A 20,018-nucleotide genomic window follows, 5' to 3' on the forward strand; every position below is an offset into this window, starting at 1 on the left:
GCCGCCGTCGGCGACAATCCCTCCGCCCGCCATCGTCCCCGCCGCAGTCCATTCCCTCCACGGTACCGCCCATGCGCTTCTCCCGTTCCGGCCCTTCCTCGCCCGCTGCCGCCCAAGGCGGGTTCTCGCTGATCGAGATCATCCTGGTGGTGGTGCTGATCGGCGGCATCGTCGCCTTCGCCGCCAGCCGCATCCTCGGCGGCGGCGACCGCGCCAAGGTCAACCTGGCGCGCGCCCAGGTGCAGACCCTGGCCGAGAAGATCGACCAATACCGCCAGGACACCGGGCGCTTGCCGGCACGGCTCGACGACCTGGTCAGCAAGCCGGCCGGCGCCAGCGGCTGGCTCGGGCCGTATGCCAAGCCGGCCGAACTGAACGACCCCTGGGGCCATCCCTACGTCTATACCGTGCCCGGGCAGGGGCGGCCGTTCGAGCTCACCAGTCTCGGCGCGGATGGCCAGCCGGGCGGCGACAGCGTGAACGCCGACATCCGCAACGAATAACCCGCGGCCTCCGCCGATGCGCGCACGCGGGTTCTCCCTGCTGGAGATGCTGCTGGTGCTGGCGCTGATCGCCACCGCCAGTCTGCTGGCGCTGGCCGCCTACGGCGGCGGCCTGCGCAATCTGCAGCTGCGCGACGGCGCGCGCGAGCTGGCCGCGCAGCTGCGCTTCACCCGCGCACTGGCGGTCAGCAGCGGGCAGCCGCAGGAACTGGTGCTGGATCCGCACGCGCGCACCTGGCAGGGGCCCGCCGGGCGCCATGGGCGCCTGCCGGCGGCCGGCGAAGTGGAGTTCATCGGCGCGCGCGCCACCCGGCCGCAGCCGGGGCAGGGGAGCGTGCGGTTCTTCCCGGACGGTGCCGCCACCGGCGGCCGCATCCGCCTGCGCGACGGTGACACGGGCTGGGACGTGGACATCGCCTGGCTGACTGGCGAGGTGCGCCTGCAGCGCTGGCCGCGGGAGGCGCCATGAACGCGCCGCGGCGGGTGGCGGGCTTCACCCTGATCGAAATCCTGGCCGCGTTCGCGCTGCTCGCGCTCGGCCTGACCCTGCTGCTCGGCACCCTGTCCGGTGGCACCCGCCAGGTGCGCCAGGCCGGCGACGCCGGGCGCGCGGCCCTGCACGCGCAGAGCCTGCTGGACGACGTCGCGCTGCTGCCGCAGCCGGGCGTGCAGCAGGGCACGCTGGAGGACGGCCGCTACCACTGGCGGCTGGAGGTCGCGCCGTGGGCCGATCCAGGGGGCGGCGGCGCGCCGCGCGACCCGAACGCGGCGCGCCTGCTGCGGTTGCGCCTGACCGTGGACTGGGGCGAGCGCGGGCCCGAGCAGCAGCTGCAGGTCGATACCCTGCGCCTGGTGCAGCCGCGTCCGGGGGGGGCGCCATGAACCACAGGCGTGCCGCCGGGTTCACCCTGCTCGAGGTGCTGCTGGCCACCGCGCTGCTGGCGGCCGGGCTGGCGGTCGGCTATGCCAGCCTGCGCGCGGCCACCAGCGCGGTCGCGCGCAGCGAGGCCAGCGCCGAGCGCAACGAGCGCATCCGCGCGGTCTCCACCTTCCTGCGCCGGCGCATCGGCGGCGCGCGCGGCATGGTGTACCAGCTGGACCCGGCCACCGGGGCCTCGCGCCGGTTCGTCGGCGACGCCCGCCAGATGCAGTTCGTGGCCGACCTGCCGGACTACCTCGGGCGCGGCGGTCCCTACCTGCACCTGCTGGCGACCGACGGCCGCACCCTGACCGTGGACTTCCGCCGGGTGCAGGGCGGGCGCATCCTGGAGCCCCGGCAGCCGCGCCCGCCGGAGCCCTTGGCGCGCGACCTCACCCGGGTCGAGTTCGCCTATCGCACGCTCGGCATGGACGGCCAGCCGGGGCCGTGGCTGCCGGCCTGGACCGAGGCGCATGCGCTGCCGCTGCAGGTGCGGGTGCGGATCGCCGACGCGCAGGGGCCGTGGCCGGACCTGGTCGTGGCGCTGCCGCTGGCCGGCAGCTTCGGCACGAGGATGGGCGGATGAGCGCGCTGCGGCGGAACCGGCCGGTCCGCATGCGCGGCGTGGCGCTGCTGCTGGTGCTGTGGCTGGTGCTGCTGCTGGCCGGGGTGGTCGCGGCGTTCGCGTTGAGCGCGCGGGTGGAATCCACCTCCGGCAACGGCCTGGCGCGCGGGGTGCGCGCGGCGCAGGCGGCGCGCGCCGGGATCGAGCTGGCGGTGGCGCGCATGAGCGACCCGGACCCGCAGCGGCGCTGGACGCCGGACGGCAGCCCGCATGCCTTCACCCTCGGCGATGCCGAGGTCGTGGTCGCGGTGCGCGACGAAAGCGCCAAGATCGACCTCAATGCCGCCCCGCTGGACCTGCTGGCACGGCTGTTCGAGCAGCTCGGCGAGCCGCGCGATGCCGCCACCCGGCTGGCCGGGGCGATCGTGGACTGGCGCGACCCAGACAATCTCACCCAGCCCGGCGGTGGCGCCGAGGATGCCGACTATGCCGCAGCCGGGCTGGAGGGCGGCGCCAAGGATGCGCCGTTCGAGACGGTGGCGGAAGTCGAGCAAGTGCTGGGCATGCGCCCGGAGCTGTATGCGCGCGCCGCGCCGCACCTGACCGTGCATTCCGGGAATGCGCGCCCGGACGCACGCTTCGCCGACCCGGTGGTGCGCGCCGCGCTCGGGCTGCCGCCGGTGGAGGCGGCCGCGGGTGGCCCGCTGCCCGTCGGCGGCAGCGGCACGTATAGTATCGACAGCCGTGCACGACTGACCGATGGTCGCAGTGCGCATCTTTCGGTGGTCGTCCGCGTGGGGGGAAACGCATTGCCGGGCTCGACGTACACGCCCCTGCGCTGGCAGGACGAGGCGCTGTCGCCATGAGTGCGGCCTGGCCGACGCTGGATCGCGCCGGCGCGCTGCTCGGCCGCGCGCGCGACGCCTTCGGCTGGTGGGCGGACGGGCTGCGCGCCTGGCTGCCGGCCGGCTGGCGGCGCGCGCTGGCCGCCTCCGGCGAGCGCCTGTGGCTGCAGGCGGAGGCCGACGGCCTGCGCCTGTGCCGGCAGGACGCGCAGGGTGAGCAGGAACTGGCGCGCCTGCCGCTGCCGCTGCCGGCGGCCAGCCTCGGCAGCGACCCGCTGGCCGGTGTGTTGCGCGAAACCGGCGCGCGCCTGCCGCGCTGGCTGCGCCTGCCCGCCGCGGCCGGCCTGCGCCGGCCGCTGCTGCTGCCGGCGGCCGCGCGCGAGCGCCTGCACGACGTGCTCGGCTTCGAGATCGAGCGGCAGACGCCGTTTGCCGCCGCCGAGGTGGTGTACGCCGGCCGCCTGCTGCGCAGCCGCGCCGATGGCCAGCTGGAGGTGGAACTGGTGGTGGTGCCGAAGGCCCGCTTCGACGCCGCGCTGGCTGTCCTCGGGCCGCTGGCCGGGTGGCTGGCCGGGGTCGACCTGGACGGCGGCGGCCGTCCGCTCGGGGTCAACCTGCTGCCGCCGGCGCAGCGGCGCCGGCTCGGGCGCCCGCGCTGGCCGCTGCAGCTGGCGTTGGCGGCTGCCGCAGCCCTGTTGCTGGGGCTCGCCGGGCACCAGGTGCTGGCCAACCGGCGCGCCGCCGCCGATGCCCTGCAGGCGGCGCTGGCCGCGCGCAGCGGCGCCGCCCGCGCCGCCGCCGCCGAACGCCAGCGCCTGCTGGATGCGGTGGAGGGCAGCGCCTGGCTGCAGGCGCGCCGCAACGCGCGCCCGCCGGCGGTCGAGGTGCTGGAGGAACTGGCACGCCGGCTGCCGGACGGCACCTTCCTCGAGAAGCTGACCATCGACAACGACCAGCTGACCCTGATCGGCCTGTCCAACCAGGCCCCGGCGCTGGTCGGCCGGCTGGAAGGCGCGCGCCTGTGGCGGGCGCCGGCGCTGAGCGGCACCCTGCAGCAGGACCCGCGCACCCGCAGCGACCGCTTCACCCTGGTCGCCCAGCTCGGCGATGCCGCCGCGCCGGCCGCGGCAACCGGCGCGGCCCCGGGAGGTCCCGATGGCGCCCGCTGACCGCCAGCGCTGGAGCGCGCTCGGGCTGTTGGCCCTAGTGCTCGGCCTGGGCTACCTGGTGTTCGTGCATCCGGCGTTCACCGAGCCGCTGCGCGCATTGGATGCGCGCATCGCCCAGCTGCAGCAGCGCGATGTGCGCATGCGCGCGCTGCTGGCGCAGCAGCCGCAGGTGCGCCAGCGACTGGCGCAGCTGCAGGCCAGCGGCGCCGATGCCGGATTCCTGCCGGAGGCCACCACCGAACTGGCCACCGCGGCGCTGATCCAGCGCCTGCAGCAGGTGATCGAGCAGGTCAGCCCCGGCAGCCGCGGCTGCGCCATCACCAACCGCGCGCCGATCACCGGCGAGCCGCCGCCGGACCGCTACCGCCAGGTCGGCATCAACGTGCGCCTGCGCTGTGGCAACGCGGAGACGGTGGCGGTGCTGCACGCGCTGGAGTCCGGGCGGCCGTACCTGTTCGTGGATGCGCTGAGCATCACCGCGCAGCGCTACTTCGCCATCCCCGGCAACCAGCTACCGCAGGAAGGCGGGCTGGACGTGAGCTTCAACCTCTACGGCTACCTGCGGCCGGCGGCCGCGGAGGGCGGCGATGGCGGCTGAGCGCGGCTGGCCCGACCGGTTCCTGCAGCAGGGGCCGCTGACCTGGCTGCTGGCGGTGCTGGCCGGCTGGGCGCTGCTGGCGTGGCTGGCGGCGCTGGCTGGCATGGGCCGGCACCTGCCGCAACTGCCGCTGCCGGCGGCGCAGCCCCTGCCGCAGCCGCAGGCGCCCGGGCCCGACCGCATCGGCCCGCTGGCGCAGTATGCGGAAGCGGCCGCGCGCCCGCTGTTCACCGAGGACCGGCGCCCGCGCAGCTTCCTGGCCACCGCCCCGGAGACCGCCGACGGCGCCGCCGCCGCGCAATCGCTGGACTTCGTGCTGACCGGGGTGCTGCTCAGCCCGCAGGTGCGCCTTGCGATCCTGCAGCCCAGCGGCGGCGGGGCGTCGCAGCGGGTGCGCGAGGGCAAGGCGCCGGACGGCGCCGCCGGCTGGCGGCTGGTCGCGCTGGAGCCGCGCCGCGCCACCTTCGCCGGACCCGGCGGGCAGACCACACTGGAGCTGCGCACCTTCGGCGCGGCCGGGATGCCCAAAGGACCGGCCGATGCCGCCGCCGCACCGGCTCCTGCGGTCCCTGCGGCCCCCGCCGCGGATGCCGCACCGCCGCCGCAGACCGAACAGGAGCGGATCGAAGCGATCCGCAAGCGCATCGAAGCCCGCCGCGCGCAGATCCGCGCGCAGCAGCAGAACGCCGCCGGCGCCTCGTCTTCGTCGAGCCCGCCGCCGCCATGACCCGGAGCCGTCCCGCATGAACGTCCGTCCCCTGCTCGCCGCCGCCCTGTTCGGCCTACTGGCCGCCTGCGCCAGCGCGCCGGAGCCGCAGCTGCACCGCGCCGACCGCCTGCCGGCCGCGCAGGCCCTGCAGCCGGGTACTGCGGAGGCTGGCGATGTGCGTCAGGAACCCCTCGGCGGCGAGGGTCCGCGCCCGGTGATCCGGCGCGCCGCCACCCCGCCGTTCAACCAGGCCGCCGCTGCCGCGCCGCCGCCCACCATCCCCAGCTCCGGCCAGGCCAGCTTCAATTTCGAGGGCGAGTCGCTGCAGGCGGTGGTGAAGGCCATCCTCGGCGACATGCTCGGGCAGAACTACAGCATCGCGCCCGGGGTGCAGGGCACGGTGACCGTGTCCACCGCCAAGCCGGTCGGCCCGGCCGGCGCCCTGGCGCTGCTGGAGACCGTGCTCGCCCAGAACGGCGCGCGCATGGTCTACAGCGACGGCCGCTACAACATCGTGCCGGCCGACCAGGCGCTGACCAGCGGGGTGGTGCCGCGCACCGGCTCGCCCGCGCAGGCGCGCGGCTTCGAGACCCGGGTGGTGCCGCTGCGCTACGTCGCCGCCACCGAGATGGAGAAGATCCTCAAGCCCTACGCGCGCCCGAACGCGATCGTCGCGGTCGATCCGGCGCGCAACCTGATCACGGTCGCCGGCAGCCGCACCGAACTGGAGAACTACCTGCGCACGATCCAGGTGTTCGACGTGGACTGGATGGCGAGCATGTCGGTCGGGGTCTATCCGCTGCGCGCCGGGCGCGCGGCCGACGTGGTGCAGGCGCTGGAGCGCGTGTTCGGCGAGCAGGGCAAGTCGCCGGTCGCCGGCATGCTGCGCTTCATGCCGCTGGAGTCCACCAACGCGGTGATGGTGATCGCCAGCCAGCCCAAGTACCTGGACGACGTCCAGCAGTGGATCGACCGCATCGAGGGCGGCGGCGGCGACGGCCGCCTGTACGCCTACGAGCTCAAGTACATCCGCGCGCGCGACCTCGCCGACCGCCTCGCCGAGGTGTTCGGCGGGCGTGCGGCCGGCGGCGCCGAGCAGGACGTCTCGCTGATGCCCGGGGTGGACGTGACCCAGATTCGCGACGGCGGCATCGCCGACCGCTCCGGGGTGTCGAACGCGCCGGTCAACACCGGCCTCGGCCAGGGCACCCTGCCGCCGGCGCGCAGCGGCAACACCCGGGTCACCCTGAAGGTGGACGGCGCCGAGGTCGGGGTGTCCGCGGTCGAGGACACCAATTCGCTGCTGGTGCGCGCCAGCCCGGCGCAATGGAAGGCGATCCGCGAGGTGATCGAGCGCCTGGACGTGATGCCGCTGCAGGTGCACATCGAGGCGCAGGTGCTCAGCGTGGCGCTCAAGGGCGCGCTGCAGTACGGCGTGAGCTGGTTCTTCGACAATGCGCTGGCGACCGCCGGCCTGCCGTACCCGACCGGGCGCAACAGCTTCGGCAGCTACGGCGGCGGCATCAGCCCGCTGCCGAACGGCGCCGGCAACCTGCTCAGCTGGACCTTCCTCGGCAAGAACGCGGCTGCGATCGTGCAGGCGCTGGACAGCGTGACCGACGTGCGCACCCTGTCGGCGCCGTCGGTGATGGCGCAGAACAACAAGGAGGCCACCCTCAACGTCGGCCAGCGCATCCCGATCGCCTCGGTCAGCTTCAATCCGAGCACCGGCTCCGGCAACGGCACCTACACCTCGGTGCAGTACCTCGACACCGGCATCATCCTCAAGGTGCGCCCGCGCATCACCCGCGACGGCATGGTGTTCCTGGACATCGTGCAGGAGGTGAGCAAGCCGACCGGGATCGCCGACGCCAACGGCAACGTGCGCATCGACACCAGCAAGGTCACCACCACCGCGGTCGCGCCGAGCGGGGAGACGGTGGTGCTGGCCGGCCTGATCAGCGACGGCAACAACCGCAGCGCGACCGGGGTGCCGGGGCTGTCGCGGATCCCGGTGCTGGGCGGGCTGTTCGGCCTGCAGGGCGACAGCAAGACCCGCGACGAGCTGGTGGTGCTGATCACCCCGACCGTGGTGCGCAACCCGCAGGAGGCGCGCGACCTCACCGACGAGTACGGCCGCCGGTTCCGCGCGCTGGACCCGATCTACGCGCCCAAGAAGTGAGCAGCGCCGGCGCCGCCGCGTCCGCCCGCCTGCCCATCGTGCTGGTGCCGGTGGGGCCGGACGAGGACGCGCTGGACGCCACCCTGGCCGCGCTGGAGGCGCACACTCCCGCCGGCACCCGGGTGTGGCTGGCCGACGATGCCCAGGCCGGCCCGCGCGGGCAGGCGCTGATCGCGCGCTGGCTGGCGCGCACCCGGCTGCAGGCCGCGCATACCCGGCGCGCCACGGCGATCGGCGAGGCCGCGCATCTGGCCGAGGCGCTGGCGGCCTGCGGCGAGGCCGACGTGCTGGTCCTGGCGGCGGACGCGCGCCCGACCCCGGGCTGGCTGGAGCGGCTCGCGGCCGGGCTGCAGGCGCAGCCGCGCGCGGCCACCCTCACCCCCTGGTGCAACGCCGGCGAGGTCGCGGCCTGGCCGCGACTGGGGGAGATCACCCCGCTGGCGCTCGCGCCGGAGGCGCTGGCGCGCGCCTGCGCCGGGTTGCAGGACGAGTACCCGCCGCTGCCCGCGGCGGTCGCGCACGCGGTCCTGCTGCGCGGCGGCGCGCTGCGTGCGGCCGGCGGGGTGGACGCGGCCAGCTTCCGCAGCTGGCCGGCGGCGCTGGTGGATCTGTCGCTGCGCCTGGCCGGGCTCGGCTGGCACAACCTGCTGGCGGCCGACGTATTCGTGCTGCGCACGCGCGAATCCGCAATCGCCCCCGGCGACCCGGCGCGGCTGGCCGCGCGTTGGCCGGGCTGGCAGGCGCAGATCGCAGGCACCCTGATGGCCGACCCGTTGCGCGTGCTTCGCGCGCGCCTGGCCGCGGCGCTGGACGCGGCGGCCGGGCCGCAGCCCGACCTGTTCGCATGAGCGCGGGCGCCTCGGAGGACGGCGGCATCCACGCGGTGGTGGTCAGCCACGCCAGCGAGGAGAGCATCGACGAGTGCCTGCAGCGGCTGCGCGCCAGCCGTGGGGTGGTCGCGATTCGGGTGGTGGACAACGCCTCGCCCGATGCCACCTTGTCGATCGTGCAGCGCCACGCGCTGGCGGATGCGCGGGTGCGCTTCATCGCCAATCCCGACAACCCCGGCTTCGCGACCGCCTGCAACCAGGGCGCGGCCGATGCGACCGCGCCGTGGCTGGCGTTCGTCAACCCCGACTGCCTGCCGGAGCCGGACGCGCTGGCGCGGCTGCGCGCGCATGCGCAGGCGCTCGGCGGCGGACTGGTCGGCGCCGACCTGGTGGACGAGCAGGGCCGCCACGATCCCGCCGCGCGCCGCCGCGACCCGCAGTTCTGCGCGATGCTGCGCGACCCACGCCGGGCGCAGTTGGCCATCGCGCGCGACGCGCATGCGCCGCTGCAGCCGGTGGCCGCGGTGTCCGGCGCGCTGCTCTTGCTGCCGACCGCGCTGTTCCGCCGGGTCGGCGGGTTCGATGCGGGCTACCGCCTGCACGCCGAGGACCTCGACCTGTGCCGGCGCGTGCGCCAGGCCGGCGCCGCGGTCGCCTGCGCCAACGACGTGTGTGTGCTGCACCTGCGCGGGGTGTCCTCGCGGCGGCGGCCGCTGTTCGTGGAATGGCACAAGCACCGCGGCCTGTGGCGCTATTTCCGCACCTACGAGGCGGCGCAGTGCGCGCCGTGGCAGCGCGCCGCGGTGTTCGCGCTGGTCTGGGCGCGCTTCCCGCTGGCCGCGCTGCGCGCCGCCTGGCGCATGCGCGCGGCGCGCTGATCCAGCGCGCCGGTCAGCGCCAGCGGTTGATCGTGTCGCGCAGCGCGCGCGCGGCTTGCGCCGCGGCCGCGCAGTGGTCGGGCCCGGCGGAGGCGTACAGGATCGCGCGCGAGGCGTTGATCATCAGCCCGCTGCCGTCGGCGGCCTTGCCATGGCGCACCACGGCCGCGACGTCGCCGCCCTGCGCGCCCACGCCGGGGACCAGCAGCGGCATGTCGCCGACGATCGCGCGGATCTCCGCCAGCTCGCGCGGGAAGGTGGCGCCCACCACCAGCGCGCAGTTGCCGTCGGCGTTCCACTCGCCGGCGATGGTGCGCGCGATCCGGCGGTACAGCGGCTCGCCGTCCACCGGCAGTTCCTGGAAGTCGCGCGCGCCGGGGTTGGAGGTGTGGCAGAGGAAGATGCAGCCGCGGTCGTGGTATTGCAGGAACGGCTGCGCGGAGTCGCGGCCCAGGTACGGGTTCAGGGTCACCGCGTCGGCGCCGTAGCGTTCGAACGCCTCGCAGGCGTATTGCTCCGCGGTGCTGCCGATGTCGCCGCGCTTGGCGTCGAGGATCACCGGCACCTGCGGATGGGCGGCGTTGAGGTGCGCGATCAGCCGCTGCAACGCGGCCTCGCCGCCGTTGTGGGCGGCGAAGTAGGCGATCTGCGGCTTGAACGCGCAGGCGAACTCGGCGGTGGCATCGGCGATGTCGCGGCAGAATGCGAACAGGGCCTCGGCCGGTTCGCCGGCGTCGCCCGCGAGGTAGGGTTCCGGCAGGCGCGCCAGGTCGGGGTCGAGGCCGACGCACAGCAGGGTCTCGGCATCCCGCCAGCGGGCGCGCAGTTTGTCGATGAAGGTCATGGCGGCGGAGTGTCCTGCACGTGGGGCAAGAATGCGGCGGGCGCGAGGATGTGGAAGCGGGTCTGGCCAGCCAGCGCCAGCAGGTCGCGATCGCCGGTGACGAGCATCTGCGCGCGCCCCGCTGCGGCCAGTTCCAGGAACGGGGCATCCAGCGGATCGCGGCAGGCAGGCACGGGCGGTGGAGGCGTCGGGATGGACACGCCATGCGTCCATGGCAGGTAATCCGCCAGCAATTCCTGCTGGTCGGAACGCGACAGGCGGAACTTGGGATAGGCCAGCACCCGCAGCAGTTCCTGCACGGTCGCGGTGCTGGCCAAGGGCAGGTATGCGCCGCACTGCCACCCGTCCCGCAGCTGCTGCGCGATGCCGCTGCGGAACAGCAGGGCCGACAGCACCACGTTGGTATCCAGCACGACGCGCGGCGGCCGGCTCACGGCTTGGGCCTGGCGGCCTTGCGCGACTTGGCCGGGGCGGCGGCCGCCGGCCCGGCCACGCGCTGGCGCGCCCAGGCGATGGCCGCGTCGATGTCCTGTTCGGTGAGGGAGAGTTCCGCCAGCTTGGCCCGCACCGCGTCGGCGCGTTGCAGGCGCACCGGGGTCAGGATGATCACGCCGTCGCGGGCCTGCACGTCGAAATACTCCGCCGCGCCCACGGCGGCAGTGGCGGCCTTGGGCAGCGTGAGCTGGTTCTTGGCGGTGAGCTTGGCGAGCATCGGGCACCGGCGGAGTAAGGATTCCTTACTTTGCCGAGCGGGCGGGGCGGCGTCAAGCCGGCTGCCTGCCGCCGCGGGGGCGCCCGAACGGAAACGCCGGGAGGGCCCGGCGTTTCGTCGACCTCACTTCAGCGCCTTGAAGCGCAGCCGGTGCGGGCGCGCGGCTTCCTCGCCCAGGCGGCGCTTCTTGTCCTCTTCGTACTCGCGGTAGTTGCCCTGGAAGAACTCCACGTGCGAGTCGCCCTCGAAGGCGAGGATGTGGGTGGCGATCCGGTCCAGGAACCAGCGGTCGTGGCTGATCACGAAGGTGTTGCCCGGGAACTCCAGCAGCGCGTCTTCCAGCGCGCGCAGGGTCTCCACGTCGAGGTCGTTGGACGGCTCGTCGAGCAGCAGCACGTTGCCGCCCTGCAGCAGGGTCTTGGCCAGGTGCAGGCGGCCGCGCTCGCCGCCGGACAGGCTGCCGACCAGCTTCTGCTGGTCCTGGCCCTTGAAGTTGAAGCGGCCGATGTAGGCGCGCGACTGGATCTCGATGCCGTTGATGTTGAGGATGTCCAGCCCGCCGGAGACTTCCTGGAACACCGTGTGGTTCGGGTTCAGCGCGCCGCGGCTCTGGTCGACGTAGGCCAGGTTCACGGTCGGGCCGATCACGATCTCGCCGGAGTCGGGCGTCTCCTGCCCGGTGATCATCTTGAACAGGGTGGACTTGCCGGCGCCGTTGGGGCCGATGATGCCGACGATCGCGCCCGGCGGCACGATGAAGGACAGGTCGTCGATCAGCAGGCGGTCGCCGAAGCGCTTGGAGACGTGGCGGAACTCGATCACGTTGTTGCCCAGGCGCTCGCCCGGCGGGATGAAGATCTCGTTGGTCTCGTTGCGCTTCTGGTATTCGATCGACTGCAGCTCCTCCAGCCGCGCCAGGCGCGCCTTGCCCTTGCTGCGCCCGCCCTTGGCGTTCTGGCGCGCCCACTCCAGCTCCTTCTGGATCGCCTTCTGGCGCGCCTTCTCCTGGTTCTCCTCCTGCTTCAGGCGCTCTTCCTTCTGCACCAGCCACTCGGTGTAGTTGCCCTTCCACGGGATGCCGCGGCCGCGGTCGAGCTCAAGGATCCACTCGGCGGCGTTGTCGAGGAAGTAGCGGTCGTGGGTGACGGCCACCACGGTGCCGGGATAGCGGTGCAGGAACTGCTCCAGCCATTCCACCGACTCGGCGTCGAGGTGGTTGGTCGGCTCGTCCAGCAGCAGCATGTCGGGCTTGGACAGCAGCAGCCGGCACAGCGCGACCCGGCGCTTCTCGCCGCCGGAGAGCTGGCCGATGCGGGTGTCCCACGGCGGCAGGCGCAGGGCGTCGGCCGCGACTTCCAGCTGCTGCTCGAGGGTGTGCGCATCGCCCGAGGCGAGGATCGCCTCCAGCCGCTCCTGCTCCTTGGCCAGCGCGTCGAAGTCGGCGTCCGGCTCGGCGTAGGCGGCGTACACGCGCTCCAGCTCGGCCTGCGCCTGCAGCACTTCGCCCACGCCCTCCTCGACCGCCTGGCGCACGGTGTGCTCGGGGTTCAGCTCCGGCTCCTGCGGCAGGTAGCCGACCTTGATCCCCGGCTGCGGGCGGGCCTCGCCCTCGAAATCCTTGTCCACCCCGGCCATGATCTTGAGCACGGTGGACTTGCCGGCGCCGTTCAGGCCGAGCAGGCCGATCTTGGCCCCGGGGAAGAACGACAGCGAGATGTCCTTGATGATCTGCCGCTTGGGCGGGACCACCTTGGACACCCGGTTCATGGTGTAGATGTACTGCGAGGACATGTCGGCTCCGGAAACGCGCGGGGGCGTGCCGTCGCGGGTCGCGACGGCACGAGGAGGACGGGATGCGGTGATTATACGCCCCGCCCCGGCTGCGGGCCCGGCGGTGAATCCCGGCTGTCGCCGCCGGTCCGCGAGGGGATGCAGCCAGTGCCGGTTCAGACCGGATGGGCATGATCGACCCCGGGTCCACCTGCGAAGGAGAACGAGGATGAAGCGCCCCCTGCTTGCCCTGGCCCTGCTGCCGCTGGCGTTCGCGCTGGTGGCCGCGCCGGTCGCCGCGCGCGACCACGACCATGACCGCGACGGCCGCCGCGACTACCGCGAATGGCGCGACGACCGCGGCTGGCACCGCGGGCCGCCGCCGAAGAAGGTGAAGTACGTGCGCGAGCGCGAAATCGTGTACCGCCCGGTCTACCCGCCAGTGGTCGAGCGAGTGGTGTACCGCCCGGCGCCGGCCCCGCGCTGGGTGATGGGCGTGCCGTACAACCGCTACTACGCCGGCCCGGTCTACGTGGTGAACGATTACAGCCTGTATCCGGTGCGGCGCCCGCCACCGGGCTACCACTGGGTGCGTGCCAGCAACGGCGACCTGCTGCTGGTGGCGATCACCACCGGCATCATCGCCGACATCCTGCTGCACCACTGACCGCGATCGCGGCGGCGGGCACGGCGAAGGCGCCTGCGGGCGCCTTCGTGCTTTCGGTGAATCCGATCCTTGCTTCAGGACTGGTGCAGCAGCGCCTGCACCAGCAGGCTGCTGGCGGCCACCGCGAACCAGGTGCCCAGCCCCAGCAGCAGCGGCCGCGCGCCGGTGGCGGCCATCCGCCGCAGGTCGGCGGACAGCCCGATCGCGGTCAGGGCCAGCACGATCAGGAACTCCGCGGCCAGGTGCAGCGGCCCCAGCAGCGCGGCGGGCACCGGCCCGGCGCTGCGCAGCGCGGAAGCGACAAGGAAGCCGAGGATGAACCACGGCACGATCCCGCGCAGGTCCGGGCGGTCGCCGTCGCGGCCGCGCGCGCGCCACAGCTGCCAGCCGGCCAGGGCCAGGCAGATCGGGATGATCAGGGTGGCGCGCGCCAGCTTGACCACGGTGGCGATGTCGCCGGCCGCCTGCCCGTAGTGGTAGCCGGCGGCCACCACCGAGGAGGTGTCGTTGATCGCGGTGCCCGCCCACAGCCCGAAGCCGGCCTGGCTCAGGCCCAGCAGGTGCCCCAGCGGCGGGAACAGCAGCACCGCCACCAGGTTGAACAGGAAGATGGTGGACATCGCCAGCGCGGTGTCGTGCTCGTCCGGGCGCAGGATCGGCGCCACCGCGGCGATCGCCGAGCCGCCGCAGATCGCGGTGCCGACCCCGATCAGGGTGCCCAGCACGTGGTGCACCTTCAGCAGCCGTGCCAGCGCCCACGCGGTCAGGAAGGCCACGCTCAGGGTGACCAGGGTGACCGCCAGCGAGGACAGCCCGGTCCGCAGCACCTGGTGCAGGTCCAGCCCGAATCCGAGCAGGATCACCGCCGCCTGCAGCAGGACCTTGCTGCTGAAGCGGATCCCCGGCGCGGTGCGCGCCGGCAGCGGCAGCGCATTGCGCACCCCCAGCCCGAGCACGATCCCCAGCACCGCGCCGCCGACCAGCGGCAGCGCGCGGCCGAGGGCGAACGCGGCAGCCGCCAGCAGCAGGCTCAGCAGCAGGCCGGGCCACAGCGCCTCGGGGCGGGCGCGGGCGGCGCCGGTCGCGGCGGGCAGGGCGGGGAGGTCGGGGGTGGGCATGGCAGGCGCCGGAAGTGGGGAGGGCGCCAGTCTGGGACGCCATGATCTTCATGAAAACTACGAATGGTTGATTTGGCTGATAAGCTTCCCTGATGCGTTACCTGCCGCCCCGGCAACTGGACGTGTTCGTGCACGCCGCCGACAGCGGCAGCCTGCGCCGCGCCGCGGAACGCCTGCACCTGACCCAGCCGGCGGCGAGCATGGCCCTGGCGGAACTGGAGCGTGCGCTCGGCGGGCCGCTGTTCGCGCGGGTGCGCGGGCGGCTGCGCCTGAACCCGCGCGGGCAGCGCCTGCTGCCGCTGGCGCGCGAGCTGCTCGAGCGCCAGGCCGAACTGGTGCGCGCCGCGCACGACGAGACCGCGGTCGGCGGCGAGCTGCGGGTCGGCGCCAGCAACACGGTCGGCAACTACCTGATCGGCGAGCTGCTCGGCGGCTTCGTGCGCGCGCACCCGCAGGTGCAGCTGCGGCTGCAGGTCGGCAACACCGAGGCGATCCTGGCCGCGCTGGCCGAGCATCGGCTGGACGCGGCGTGCGTGGAAGGACCGGTGGCCGCGCCCACGCTCGCCAGCCATCCGTGGCGGCGCGACCGGCTGGTGGTCTGCGCCGCGCCCGACCATCCGCTCGCCCGGCGCCGGCGCCTGCGCGCGCAGGACTTCGCCGGGCAGCGCTGGATCCTGCGCGAGCGCGGCTCGGCCACCCGCCAGCTGGGCGAGCAGGCGCTGGCGGCCCTGCCGGCGCCCGCCGCGGTGCTGGAGCTGGACCAGACCGAGGCGGTCAAGCAGGCGGTCGCCGCCGGCCTGGGCCTGGCCTGGCTGCCGGAGGTGGCGGTGCGCGATGCAGTCGCCTGCGGCCGCCTGCGCGTGCTGGCGACCCCGTTCCTCGCCCTGGAGCGCCAGCTACGGCTGGCGTGGCGGCGCGAGGACTACCGCAGCCCGGCGCTGGCGGCGCTGCTGGACGGCCTCGCCGCGGACGCGGCCTGAGCCCGGCCGCCGCCGGCGGCCGCGCTACAATCGCGCTCCCGCCGGCGGCCGCCCGCGCCGCGGCCCGCCCCCGGAGATCCGATGTATTCCCGCGACTTGCGCATCGACACCTTCGACCCCGAGCTCGCGCGCGCGATCGCCGGCGAGGTCCGCCGCCAGGAGGACCACGTCGAGCTGATCGCCTCGGAGAATTACGCCAGCCCCCGGGTGATGGAGGCGCAGGGCAGCCAGCTCACCAACAAGTACGCGGAAGGCTATCCCGGCAAGCGCTACTACGGCGGCTGCGAATACGTGGACATCGCCGAGCAATTGGCGATCGACCGCTGCAAGCAGCTGTTCGGCGCCGACTACGCCAACGTGCAGCCGCATTCCGGCTCGCAGGCCAACCAGGCGGTGTATTTCGCGCTGCTCTCGCCGGGCGACACGATCCTCGGCATGTCGCTGGCGCACGGTGGCCACCTGACCCACGGCGCCAAGGTCAACGCCTCCGGCAAGCTGTTCAACGCGGTGCAGTACGGCGTCAACGATGCCGGCCTGATCGACTACGACGAAGTCGAGCGCCTCGCCCTGGAGCACCGGCCGAAGATGGTGGTGGCCGGTTTCTCCGCCTACTCGCAGGTGGTGGACTGGGCGCGCTTCCGCGCCATCGCCGACAAGGTGGGCGCGTACCTGTTCGTGGACATGGCGCACGTGGCCGGCCTGATCGCCGCCGGCGTGTATCCCAGCCCGCTGCCGCACGCCCACGTGGTGACCTCCACCACCCACAAGACCCTGCGCGGCCCGCGCGGCGGGATCATCGTCGCCAGCCGCGCCGGCATGGGCGAGCAGGCGGAGGAACTGGAGAAGAAGCTGCAGTCGATCGTCTTCCCCGGCATCCAGGGCGGTCCGTTGATGCACGTGATCGCGGCCAAGGCGGTGGCGTTCAAGGAGGCGCTGGAGCCGGAGTTCCGCGACTACCAGCAGCAGGTGGTGAAGAACGCGCAGGCGATGGCGCAGGTCATCCAGGCGCGCGGCTACAAGATCGTCTCCGGCGGCACCTGCAACCACCTGATGCTGGTCGATCTGATCGGCAAGGACGTCTCCGGCAAGCAGGCCGAGGAGGCGCTCGGCCGCGCCCACATCACCGTGAACAAGAACTCGGTGCCGAACGACCCGCGCAAGCCGTTCGTCACCTCCGGCCTGCGCATCGGCACCCCCGCGGTCACCACCCGCGGCTACAAGGAGCCCGAGTGCGTGGCGCTCGCGCACTGGATCTGCGACGTCCTCGACGCCCCCGACAACGAGGAGGTGATCGCCGGCGTGCGCGCCAATGTCGAACTGCAGTGCCGCCAGTTCCCCGTCTACCGCTGAGGACCCCCGCCATGCCCGCGATCCGCTTGACTGCCGCCCTCGCCCTGCTGCTGCCGCTGGCCGCGCACGCCGCCGAGCCGCGCCTGAGCAGCAACACCGACTACAGCGCGCCCGGCGCGCGCGACCTGCCGGTCACCTGCAAGCCGGGCGACGCCCAGCCGTTCGCCGGCAAGACCATGGGCGAGGTGTTCGGCGAGGCCTGGCCGGCGACCCCGGCCGCCACCACTTCGCACACCCCGCCCAAGGTGCTGACCCGCAGCAAGCTGGTGCCGCCGCGCGGGCTGGAGGGCAAGCCGGCCACCGTGGTGGTGGCGGTGCTGGTCGGCGCCGACGGCAGGGGCCTCGCCGAGGAGGCGGTGTGCATGAGCGACGCGGCGTTCGCCACCGCCGCCAAGCGCGTCCTGCGCAATTCCACTTACGAGCCGGCGCGGGTCGACGGGCAGGCGGTCACCAGCGTGCTGGCGGTGCCGATCGTGTTCCGCCCCGGCAAGCGCGGCGGCGGCAGCGAGGGTGGCGGCGGCGGCAACAGCGACCAGGAGTGAGCGCGGCCGGCCGGCGCGATGCACTGCCCGTTCTGCCAGCACGCCGACACCCGCGTGGTCGACTCGCGGGTCAGCGATGACGGCGCCAGCGTCCGCCGCCGGCGCGCCTGCGAGGCCTGCGGCGAGCGTTTCTCCACCGTCGAGACCATCGACCTCAAGCTGCCGGCCATCATCAAGAGCGACCAGCGCCGCGAGCCGTTCGACGCGCGCAAGTTGCGCGCCGGCTTCGACCGCGCCCTGCAGAAGCGGCCGGTGGCGGAGGAGGACGTGGAGCGCGCCGTGCACGCGGTGGTGCACGCGGTGCGCATGAGCGGCGAGCGCGAGCTGCCCGCGCGCCGGGTCGGCGAGCTGGTGATGGAGCAGCTGCGCAAGCTCGACCACGTCGGCTACGTGCGCTTCGCCTCGGTGTACCGGCGCTTCGAGGACGTTGCCGACTTCCGCGAGGAGCTCGACCGCCTCGAGCGCGAGTTGCCGGGCGAGGCCCAGCTGCCGCTGCTGGAGGATGCCCCCGCCGCGGCCGCGCGCGGCCCCGAGCGGCCGCGCCGGCGATGAGCTTCTCCGCCGCCGACCATGCGCTGATGGCGCGCGCCCTGCGCCTGGCCGAGCGCGGCGCCTTCACCACCCGCCCGAACCCGATGGTCGGCTGCGTGATCGCGCGCGACGGCGCGGTGCTCGGCGAGGGCTGGCACCAGCGCAAGGGCGGGCCGCATGCGGAGGTGTTCGCCCTGCGCGCGGCCGGCGCGGCCGCGCGCGGGGCCACTGCCTACGTCACCCTCGAACCCTGCGCCCACCACGGCAGCACCCCGCCGTGCGCGGACGCACTGGTGGCGGCTGGGGTGGCGCGGGTGGTGGCGGCCATCCGCGATCCGTTCCCGCAGGTGGACGGCGCCGGGTTCGAACGCCTGCGCGCGGCCGGGATCGCAGTCGAGTCCGGACTGATGCAGGCCCAGGCGCGCGAACTCAACCGCGGCTTCCTGTCGCGCATCGAGCGCGGCCGCCCGTGGCTGCGGCTGAAGCTGGCGATGAGCCTGGACGGCCGCACCGCGCTGGCCAGCGGCGAATCGCAGTGGATCAGCGGCGCGGCCTCGCGCCGCGACGTGCAGCGCTGGCGCGCGCGCAGCGGCGCGCTGCTGACCGGCGCCGGCACCGTGCTGGCCGACGACCCGCAGTTCACCGTCCGGCTGGACGGAGACGAGGAAGTGGTGCCGCCGCTGCGGGTGGTGCTCGATGCGCAGCTGCGCTCGCTCGCGCGCGCACGGGTGCGCGACGGCGCGGCGCCCACCCTGTACCTGCACGCGCCCGATGCCGTCGTGCCGCCCGGCGTCGCGGCCGCCAACGTGGAATTCGCCGCGGTGGCGTTGCGCGGCGGCCGCCTCGACCTCGACGCCGTGCTGCGCCTGCTGGCCGCGCGCGGCGTCAACGAGGTGCAGGTGGAGGCCGGCCCGACCCTCGCCGGCGCCTTCCTCGGTGCCGGCCTGGTCGACGAACTGCTGCTCTACGTCGCCCCGGTTCTGCTCGGCGAGGACGCCCGCCCGCTGTTCGCCGGCCTCTCGGTCGAGCGCATGGCGCAGCGCTTCCAGCTGCGGATCGTCGAATCGCTCGCGCTCGGCGACGACCTGCGCCTGCGCCTGCAGCCGCATGCCGATGGTCAGGGGCAGTCCGGTTGAGCGGTCTGCGCGCTCTGGCCCCAGAAGCACACGATGGGCGAGTGGAGGCATTGCGCGGATGCATGCCGCCTGCATGCTGTTCAATCAGGGCAGTCTTTGCTGCCTAACCGCGCTCGGTGCTCCATGGATCAATCACGGTCAGCCCGGCGGTCCGGAACGGCGTGGCATCACGGGTCGCCACCAGCAGGCCATGGGTGCTTGTGACAGCAGCGATGAGCGCATCGGCCGTCGCGATCGGGCTGCCGGCACGCCGGGCGGCGAGCAGCACGTCTGCATACGCTTGGGTGCAGGACAGGTCGAACGGCAGCACGCGCCCGGTGAAGAGCGGCAGCACCTCGCGCTCGACGGTCACATGCAGCCTGTCGCGACGCCTGCCTTTCGGCAGCAGCGCCACCCCAGCGCGCAGTTCGGCCACCGTGATACTTGACAGGTACAGCGTTTCCAGCGGCTGGGCGTCCAGCCAGGCGATGACGCCGGCGTCGGGTGCGGGCCGCAATGGTTCCGACACGACGTTGGTGTCCAGCAGGATCATTCCAAGCGTGCCGCCCGGGCCGGACTGTTGCCACGCATGCTCCTAAGGGCGGTAACCTCGGCTTCGCTGACCCCGGCCTTGCGACCGGCCGCGGCGAGTCGGGAGCCCAGTTCGACCCGCCTGCGCGGACGCACTGCCGCCTCCAGGATCTCGCGCAGCTCGGCTTCGACGCTACGCCCGTGCCGCATGGCGCGTGCACGGATCGCGCGGTGCACCTCCTCAGGCAGATTTCGGATGGTCACGGAGCGCATCGTAGGGGTTCTCGCCATGCCGGGTTGATTGCAATTTAGCAAATTGCCATCGCGCCGCGGATGACCGCTGAGGCGTTTGCGTTCGCTGATCCCCCGCCGGCGTGCCGGCAGGTTTGCGCCATGTCCGGGTCCGCGCCGCGCAGTGCTAGACTTCCCGGGCCGGTTCGCCGGCACCACATCATTCACGAAACGTCTTCAGGGCGGGGTGGAAGTCCCCACCGGCGGTAGGCGCGGCGTTCCCTCGGCGAGGGGCGGCCCGCGCGAGCCCGCGAGCGCTTCCCGGCCGGGCCGGCGGGAAGGTCAGCAGACCCGGTCGCAGGCCGGGGCCGACGGTCACAGTCCGGAAGGAAGAAGACGCACCCGCGCGGCCTCCGCCGCGCGTCTGCG

At 73.8% G+C, this 20,018-nt stretch carries 24 protein-coding genes and 1 riboswitch; of the genes, 17 read left to right on the forward strand and 7 right to left on the reverse strand.

All coding sequences use genetic code 11. The annotated features are described in order from the left end of the window. Positions 1-71: 71 nt before the first annotated feature. Genes gspG through ML340_RS05260 form a run of 11 tightly spaced genes read left to right on the forward strand, consistent with a single transcriptional unit; the run spans position 72 to position 9,198 of the window. On the forward strand, positions 72-503 hold the full coding sequence (gene gspG, locus ML340_RS05210; RefSeq protein ID WP_240097409.1) for a type II secretion system major pseudopilin GspG: 432 nt from the start codon (positions 72-74) through the stop codon (positions 501-503). Positions 504-519: 16 nt separating this feature from the next. Next, complete coding sequence (gene xpsH / locus ML340_RS05215; RefSeq protein WP_240097411.1) at positions 520-972, forward strand: type II secretion system protein XpsH; 453 nt, start codon at positions 520-522, stop codon at positions 970-972. Beyond that, positions 969-1,385, forward strand: coding sequence for a type II secretion system protein XpsI (xpsI, locus tag ML340_RS05220; protein ID WP_240097413.1), 417 nt, complete (start codon positions 969-971; stop codon positions 1,383-1,385). The genes xpsH and xpsI overlap by 4 nt, the downstream gene beginning before the upstream one ends. After that, the gene (locus tag ML340_RS05225; RefSeq protein ID WP_240097415.1) at positions 1,382-2,008 is read left to right on the forward strand and encodes a prepilin-type N-terminal cleavage/methylation domain-containing protein; all 627 of its coding nucleotides are present in this window, start codon (positions 1,382-1,384) and stop codon (positions 2,006-2,008) included. The genes xpsI and ML340_RS05225 overlap by 4 nt, the downstream gene beginning before the upstream one ends. Further along, complete coding sequence (locus ML340_RS05230; protein ID WP_240097417.1) at positions 2,005-2,853, forward strand: type II secretion system minor pseudopilin; 849 nt, start codon at positions 2,005-2,007, stop codon at positions 2,851-2,853. The genes ML340_RS05225 and ML340_RS05230 overlap by 4 nt, the downstream gene beginning before the upstream one ends. After that, entirely contained in the window at positions 2,850-4,001 is a 1,152-nt protein-coding gene (locus tag ML340_RS05235) for a PilN domain-containing protein (protein ID WP_240097419.1), read from the forward strand. Before ML340_RS05230 ends, ML340_RS05235 begins: the two co-directional genes overlap by 4 nt. Beyond that, positions 3,988-4,599: a type II secretion system protein GspM gene (gspM, locus tag ML340_RS05240; RefSeq protein ID WP_240097421.1), complete on the forward strand. Its 612-nt coding sequence runs from the start codon at positions 3,988-3,990 to the stop codon at positions 4,597-4,599. Before ML340_RS05235 ends, gspM begins: the two co-directional genes overlap by 14 nt. Then, positions 4,589-5,326 carry a hypothetical protein gene (locus ML340_RS05245; protein WP_240097423.1) on the forward strand — a complete coding sequence of 246 codons (738 nt, stop codon included), beginning with the start codon at positions 4,589-4,591 and terminating at the stop codon, positions 5,324-5,326. The genes gspM and ML340_RS05245 overlap by 11 nt, the downstream gene beginning before the upstream one ends. 16 nt (positions 5,327-5,342) lie before the next feature. Continuing rightward, entirely contained in the window at positions 5,343-7,490 is a 2,148-nt protein-coding gene (gene gspD / locus ML340_RS05250) for a type II secretion system secretin GspD (protein WP_240097425.1), read from the forward strand. Beyond that, positions 7,487-8,338 carry a glycosyltransferase family 2 protein gene (locus ML340_RS05255; protein WP_240097427.1) on the forward strand — a complete coding sequence of 284 codons (852 nt, stop codon included), beginning with the start codon at positions 7,487-7,489 and terminating at the stop codon, positions 8,336-8,338. Before gspD ends, ML340_RS05255 begins: the two co-directional genes overlap by 4 nt. Then, a complete protein-coding gene (locus tag ML340_RS05260; protein WP_240097429.1) occupies positions 8,335-9,198 on the forward strand; it encodes a glycosyltransferase family 2 protein in 864 nt (287 codons plus the stop codon). The genes ML340_RS05255 and ML340_RS05260 overlap by 4 nt, the downstream gene beginning before the upstream one ends. A gap of 13 nt (positions 9,199-9,211) precedes the next feature. Here ML340_RS05260 and pyrF read toward each other — a convergent pair whose 3' ends face one another. The 4 genes from pyrF to ettA all read right to left on the reverse strand — a co-directional run bounded on the left by pyrF (position 9,212) and on the right by ettA (position 12,545). Further along, positions 9,212-10,042: an orotidine-5'-phosphate decarboxylase gene (gene pyrF / locus ML340_RS05265; protein ID WP_240097431.1), complete on the reverse strand. Its 831-nt coding sequence runs from the start codon at positions 10,040-10,042 to the stop codon at positions 9,212-9,214. Further along, positions 10,039-10,476: a putative toxin-antitoxin system toxin component, PIN family gene (locus ML340_RS05270; RefSeq protein ID WP_240097433.1), complete on the reverse strand. Its 438-nt coding sequence runs from the start codon at positions 10,474-10,476 to the stop codon at positions 10,039-10,041. Before ML340_RS05270 ends, pyrF begins: the two co-directional genes overlap by 4 nt. Continuing rightward, complete coding sequence (locus ML340_RS05275; protein WP_240097435.1) at positions 10,473-10,754, reverse strand: AbrB/MazE/SpoVT family DNA-binding domain-containing protein; 282 nt, start codon at positions 10,752-10,754, stop codon at positions 10,473-10,475. Before ML340_RS05275 ends, ML340_RS05270 begins: the two co-directional genes overlap by 4 nt. 123 nt (positions 10,755-10,877) lie before the next feature. Further along, the gene (ettA, locus tag ML340_RS05280) at positions 10,878-12,545 is read right to left on the reverse strand and encodes an energy-dependent translational throttle protein EttA (RefSeq protein ID WP_240097437.1); all 1,668 of its coding nucleotides are present in this window, start codon (positions 12,543-12,545) and stop codon (positions 10,878-10,880) included. Positions 12,546-12,753: 208 nt separating this feature from the next. Between ettA and ML340_RS05285 the strand changes: the two genes are divergently transcribed. Next, entirely contained in the window at positions 12,754-13,191 is a 438-nt protein-coding gene (locus ML340_RS05285) for an RcnB family protein (RefSeq protein ID WP_240097439.1), read from the forward strand. Positions 13,192-13,265: 74 nt separating this feature from the next. Here the strand turns inward: ML340_RS05285 and ML340_RS05290 are convergent, their stop codons facing one another. Then, positions 13,266-14,309 carry a YeiH family protein gene (locus ML340_RS05290; RefSeq protein ID WP_240097441.1) on the reverse strand — a complete coding sequence of 348 codons (1,044 nt, stop codon included), beginning with the start codon at positions 14,307-14,309 and terminating at the stop codon, positions 13,266-13,268. Positions 14,310-14,401: 92 nt separating this feature from the next. Between ML340_RS05290 and ML340_RS05295 the strand changes: the two genes are divergently transcribed. The 5 genes from ML340_RS05295 to ribD all read left to right on the forward strand — a co-directional run bounded on the left by ML340_RS05295 (position 14,402) and on the right by ribD (position 18,848). Further along, entirely contained in the window at positions 14,402-15,289 is an 888-nt protein-coding gene (locus ML340_RS05295; protein ID WP_240097443.1) for a LysR family transcriptional regulator, read from the forward strand. A gap of 81 nt (positions 15,290-15,370) precedes the next feature. Further along, complete coding sequence (gene glyA / locus ML340_RS05300) at positions 15,371-16,639, forward strand: serine hydroxymethyltransferase (RefSeq protein ID WP_240097445.1); 1,269 nt, start codon at positions 15,371-15,373, stop codon at positions 16,637-16,639. Between the two features lie 11 nt (positions 16,640-16,650). Further along, on the forward strand, positions 16,651-17,181 hold the full coding sequence (locus tag ML340_RS05305) for an energy transducer TonB (RefSeq protein WP_240097447.1): 531 nt from the start codon (positions 16,651-16,653) through the stop codon (positions 17,179-17,181). A gap of 18 nt (positions 17,182-17,199) precedes the next feature. Further along, positions 17,200-17,733 carry a transcriptional regulator NrdR gene (nrdR, locus tag ML340_RS05310; protein WP_240097449.1) on the forward strand — a complete coding sequence of 178 codons (534 nt, stop codon included), beginning with the start codon at positions 17,200-17,202 and terminating at the stop codon, positions 17,731-17,733. After that, positions 17,730-18,848 carry a bifunctional diaminohydroxyphosphoribosylaminopyrimidine deaminase/5-amino-6-(5-phosphoribosylamino)uracil reductase RibD gene (ribD, locus tag ML340_RS05315; RefSeq protein ID WP_240097451.1) on the forward strand — a complete coding sequence of 373 codons (1,119 nt, stop codon included), beginning with the start codon at positions 17,730-17,732 and terminating at the stop codon, positions 18,846-18,848. The genes nrdR and ribD overlap by 4 nt, the downstream gene beginning before the upstream one ends. Before the next feature lie 103 nt (positions 18,849-18,951). Here ribD and ML340_RS05320 read toward each other — a convergent pair whose 3' ends face one another. Next, on the reverse strand, positions 18,952-19,380 hold the full coding sequence (locus ML340_RS05320) for a type II toxin-antitoxin system VapC family toxin (RefSeq protein ID WP_240097453.1): 429 nt from the start codon (positions 19,378-19,380) through the stop codon (positions 18,952-18,954). After that, the gene (locus ML340_RS05325) at positions 19,377-19,631 is read right to left on the reverse strand and encodes a FitA-like ribbon-helix-helix domain-containing protein (RefSeq protein WP_240097454.1); all 255 of its coding nucleotides are present in this window, start codon (positions 19,629-19,631) and stop codon (positions 19,377-19,379) included. Before ML340_RS05325 ends, ML340_RS05320 begins: the two co-directional genes overlap by 4 nt. Positions 19,632-19,818: 187 nt before the next feature. Further along, positions 19,819-19,991, forward strand: a riboswitch (FMN riboswitch). The last annotated feature ends 27 nt before the right edge of the window (positions 19,992-20,018 follow it).

The sequence above is a fragment of the Thermomonas flagellata genome (assembly GCF_022419185.1).
Classification (GTDB): domain Bacteria; phylum Pseudomonadota; class Gammaproteobacteria; order Xanthomonadales; family Xanthomonadaceae; genus Thermomonas; species Thermomonas flagellata.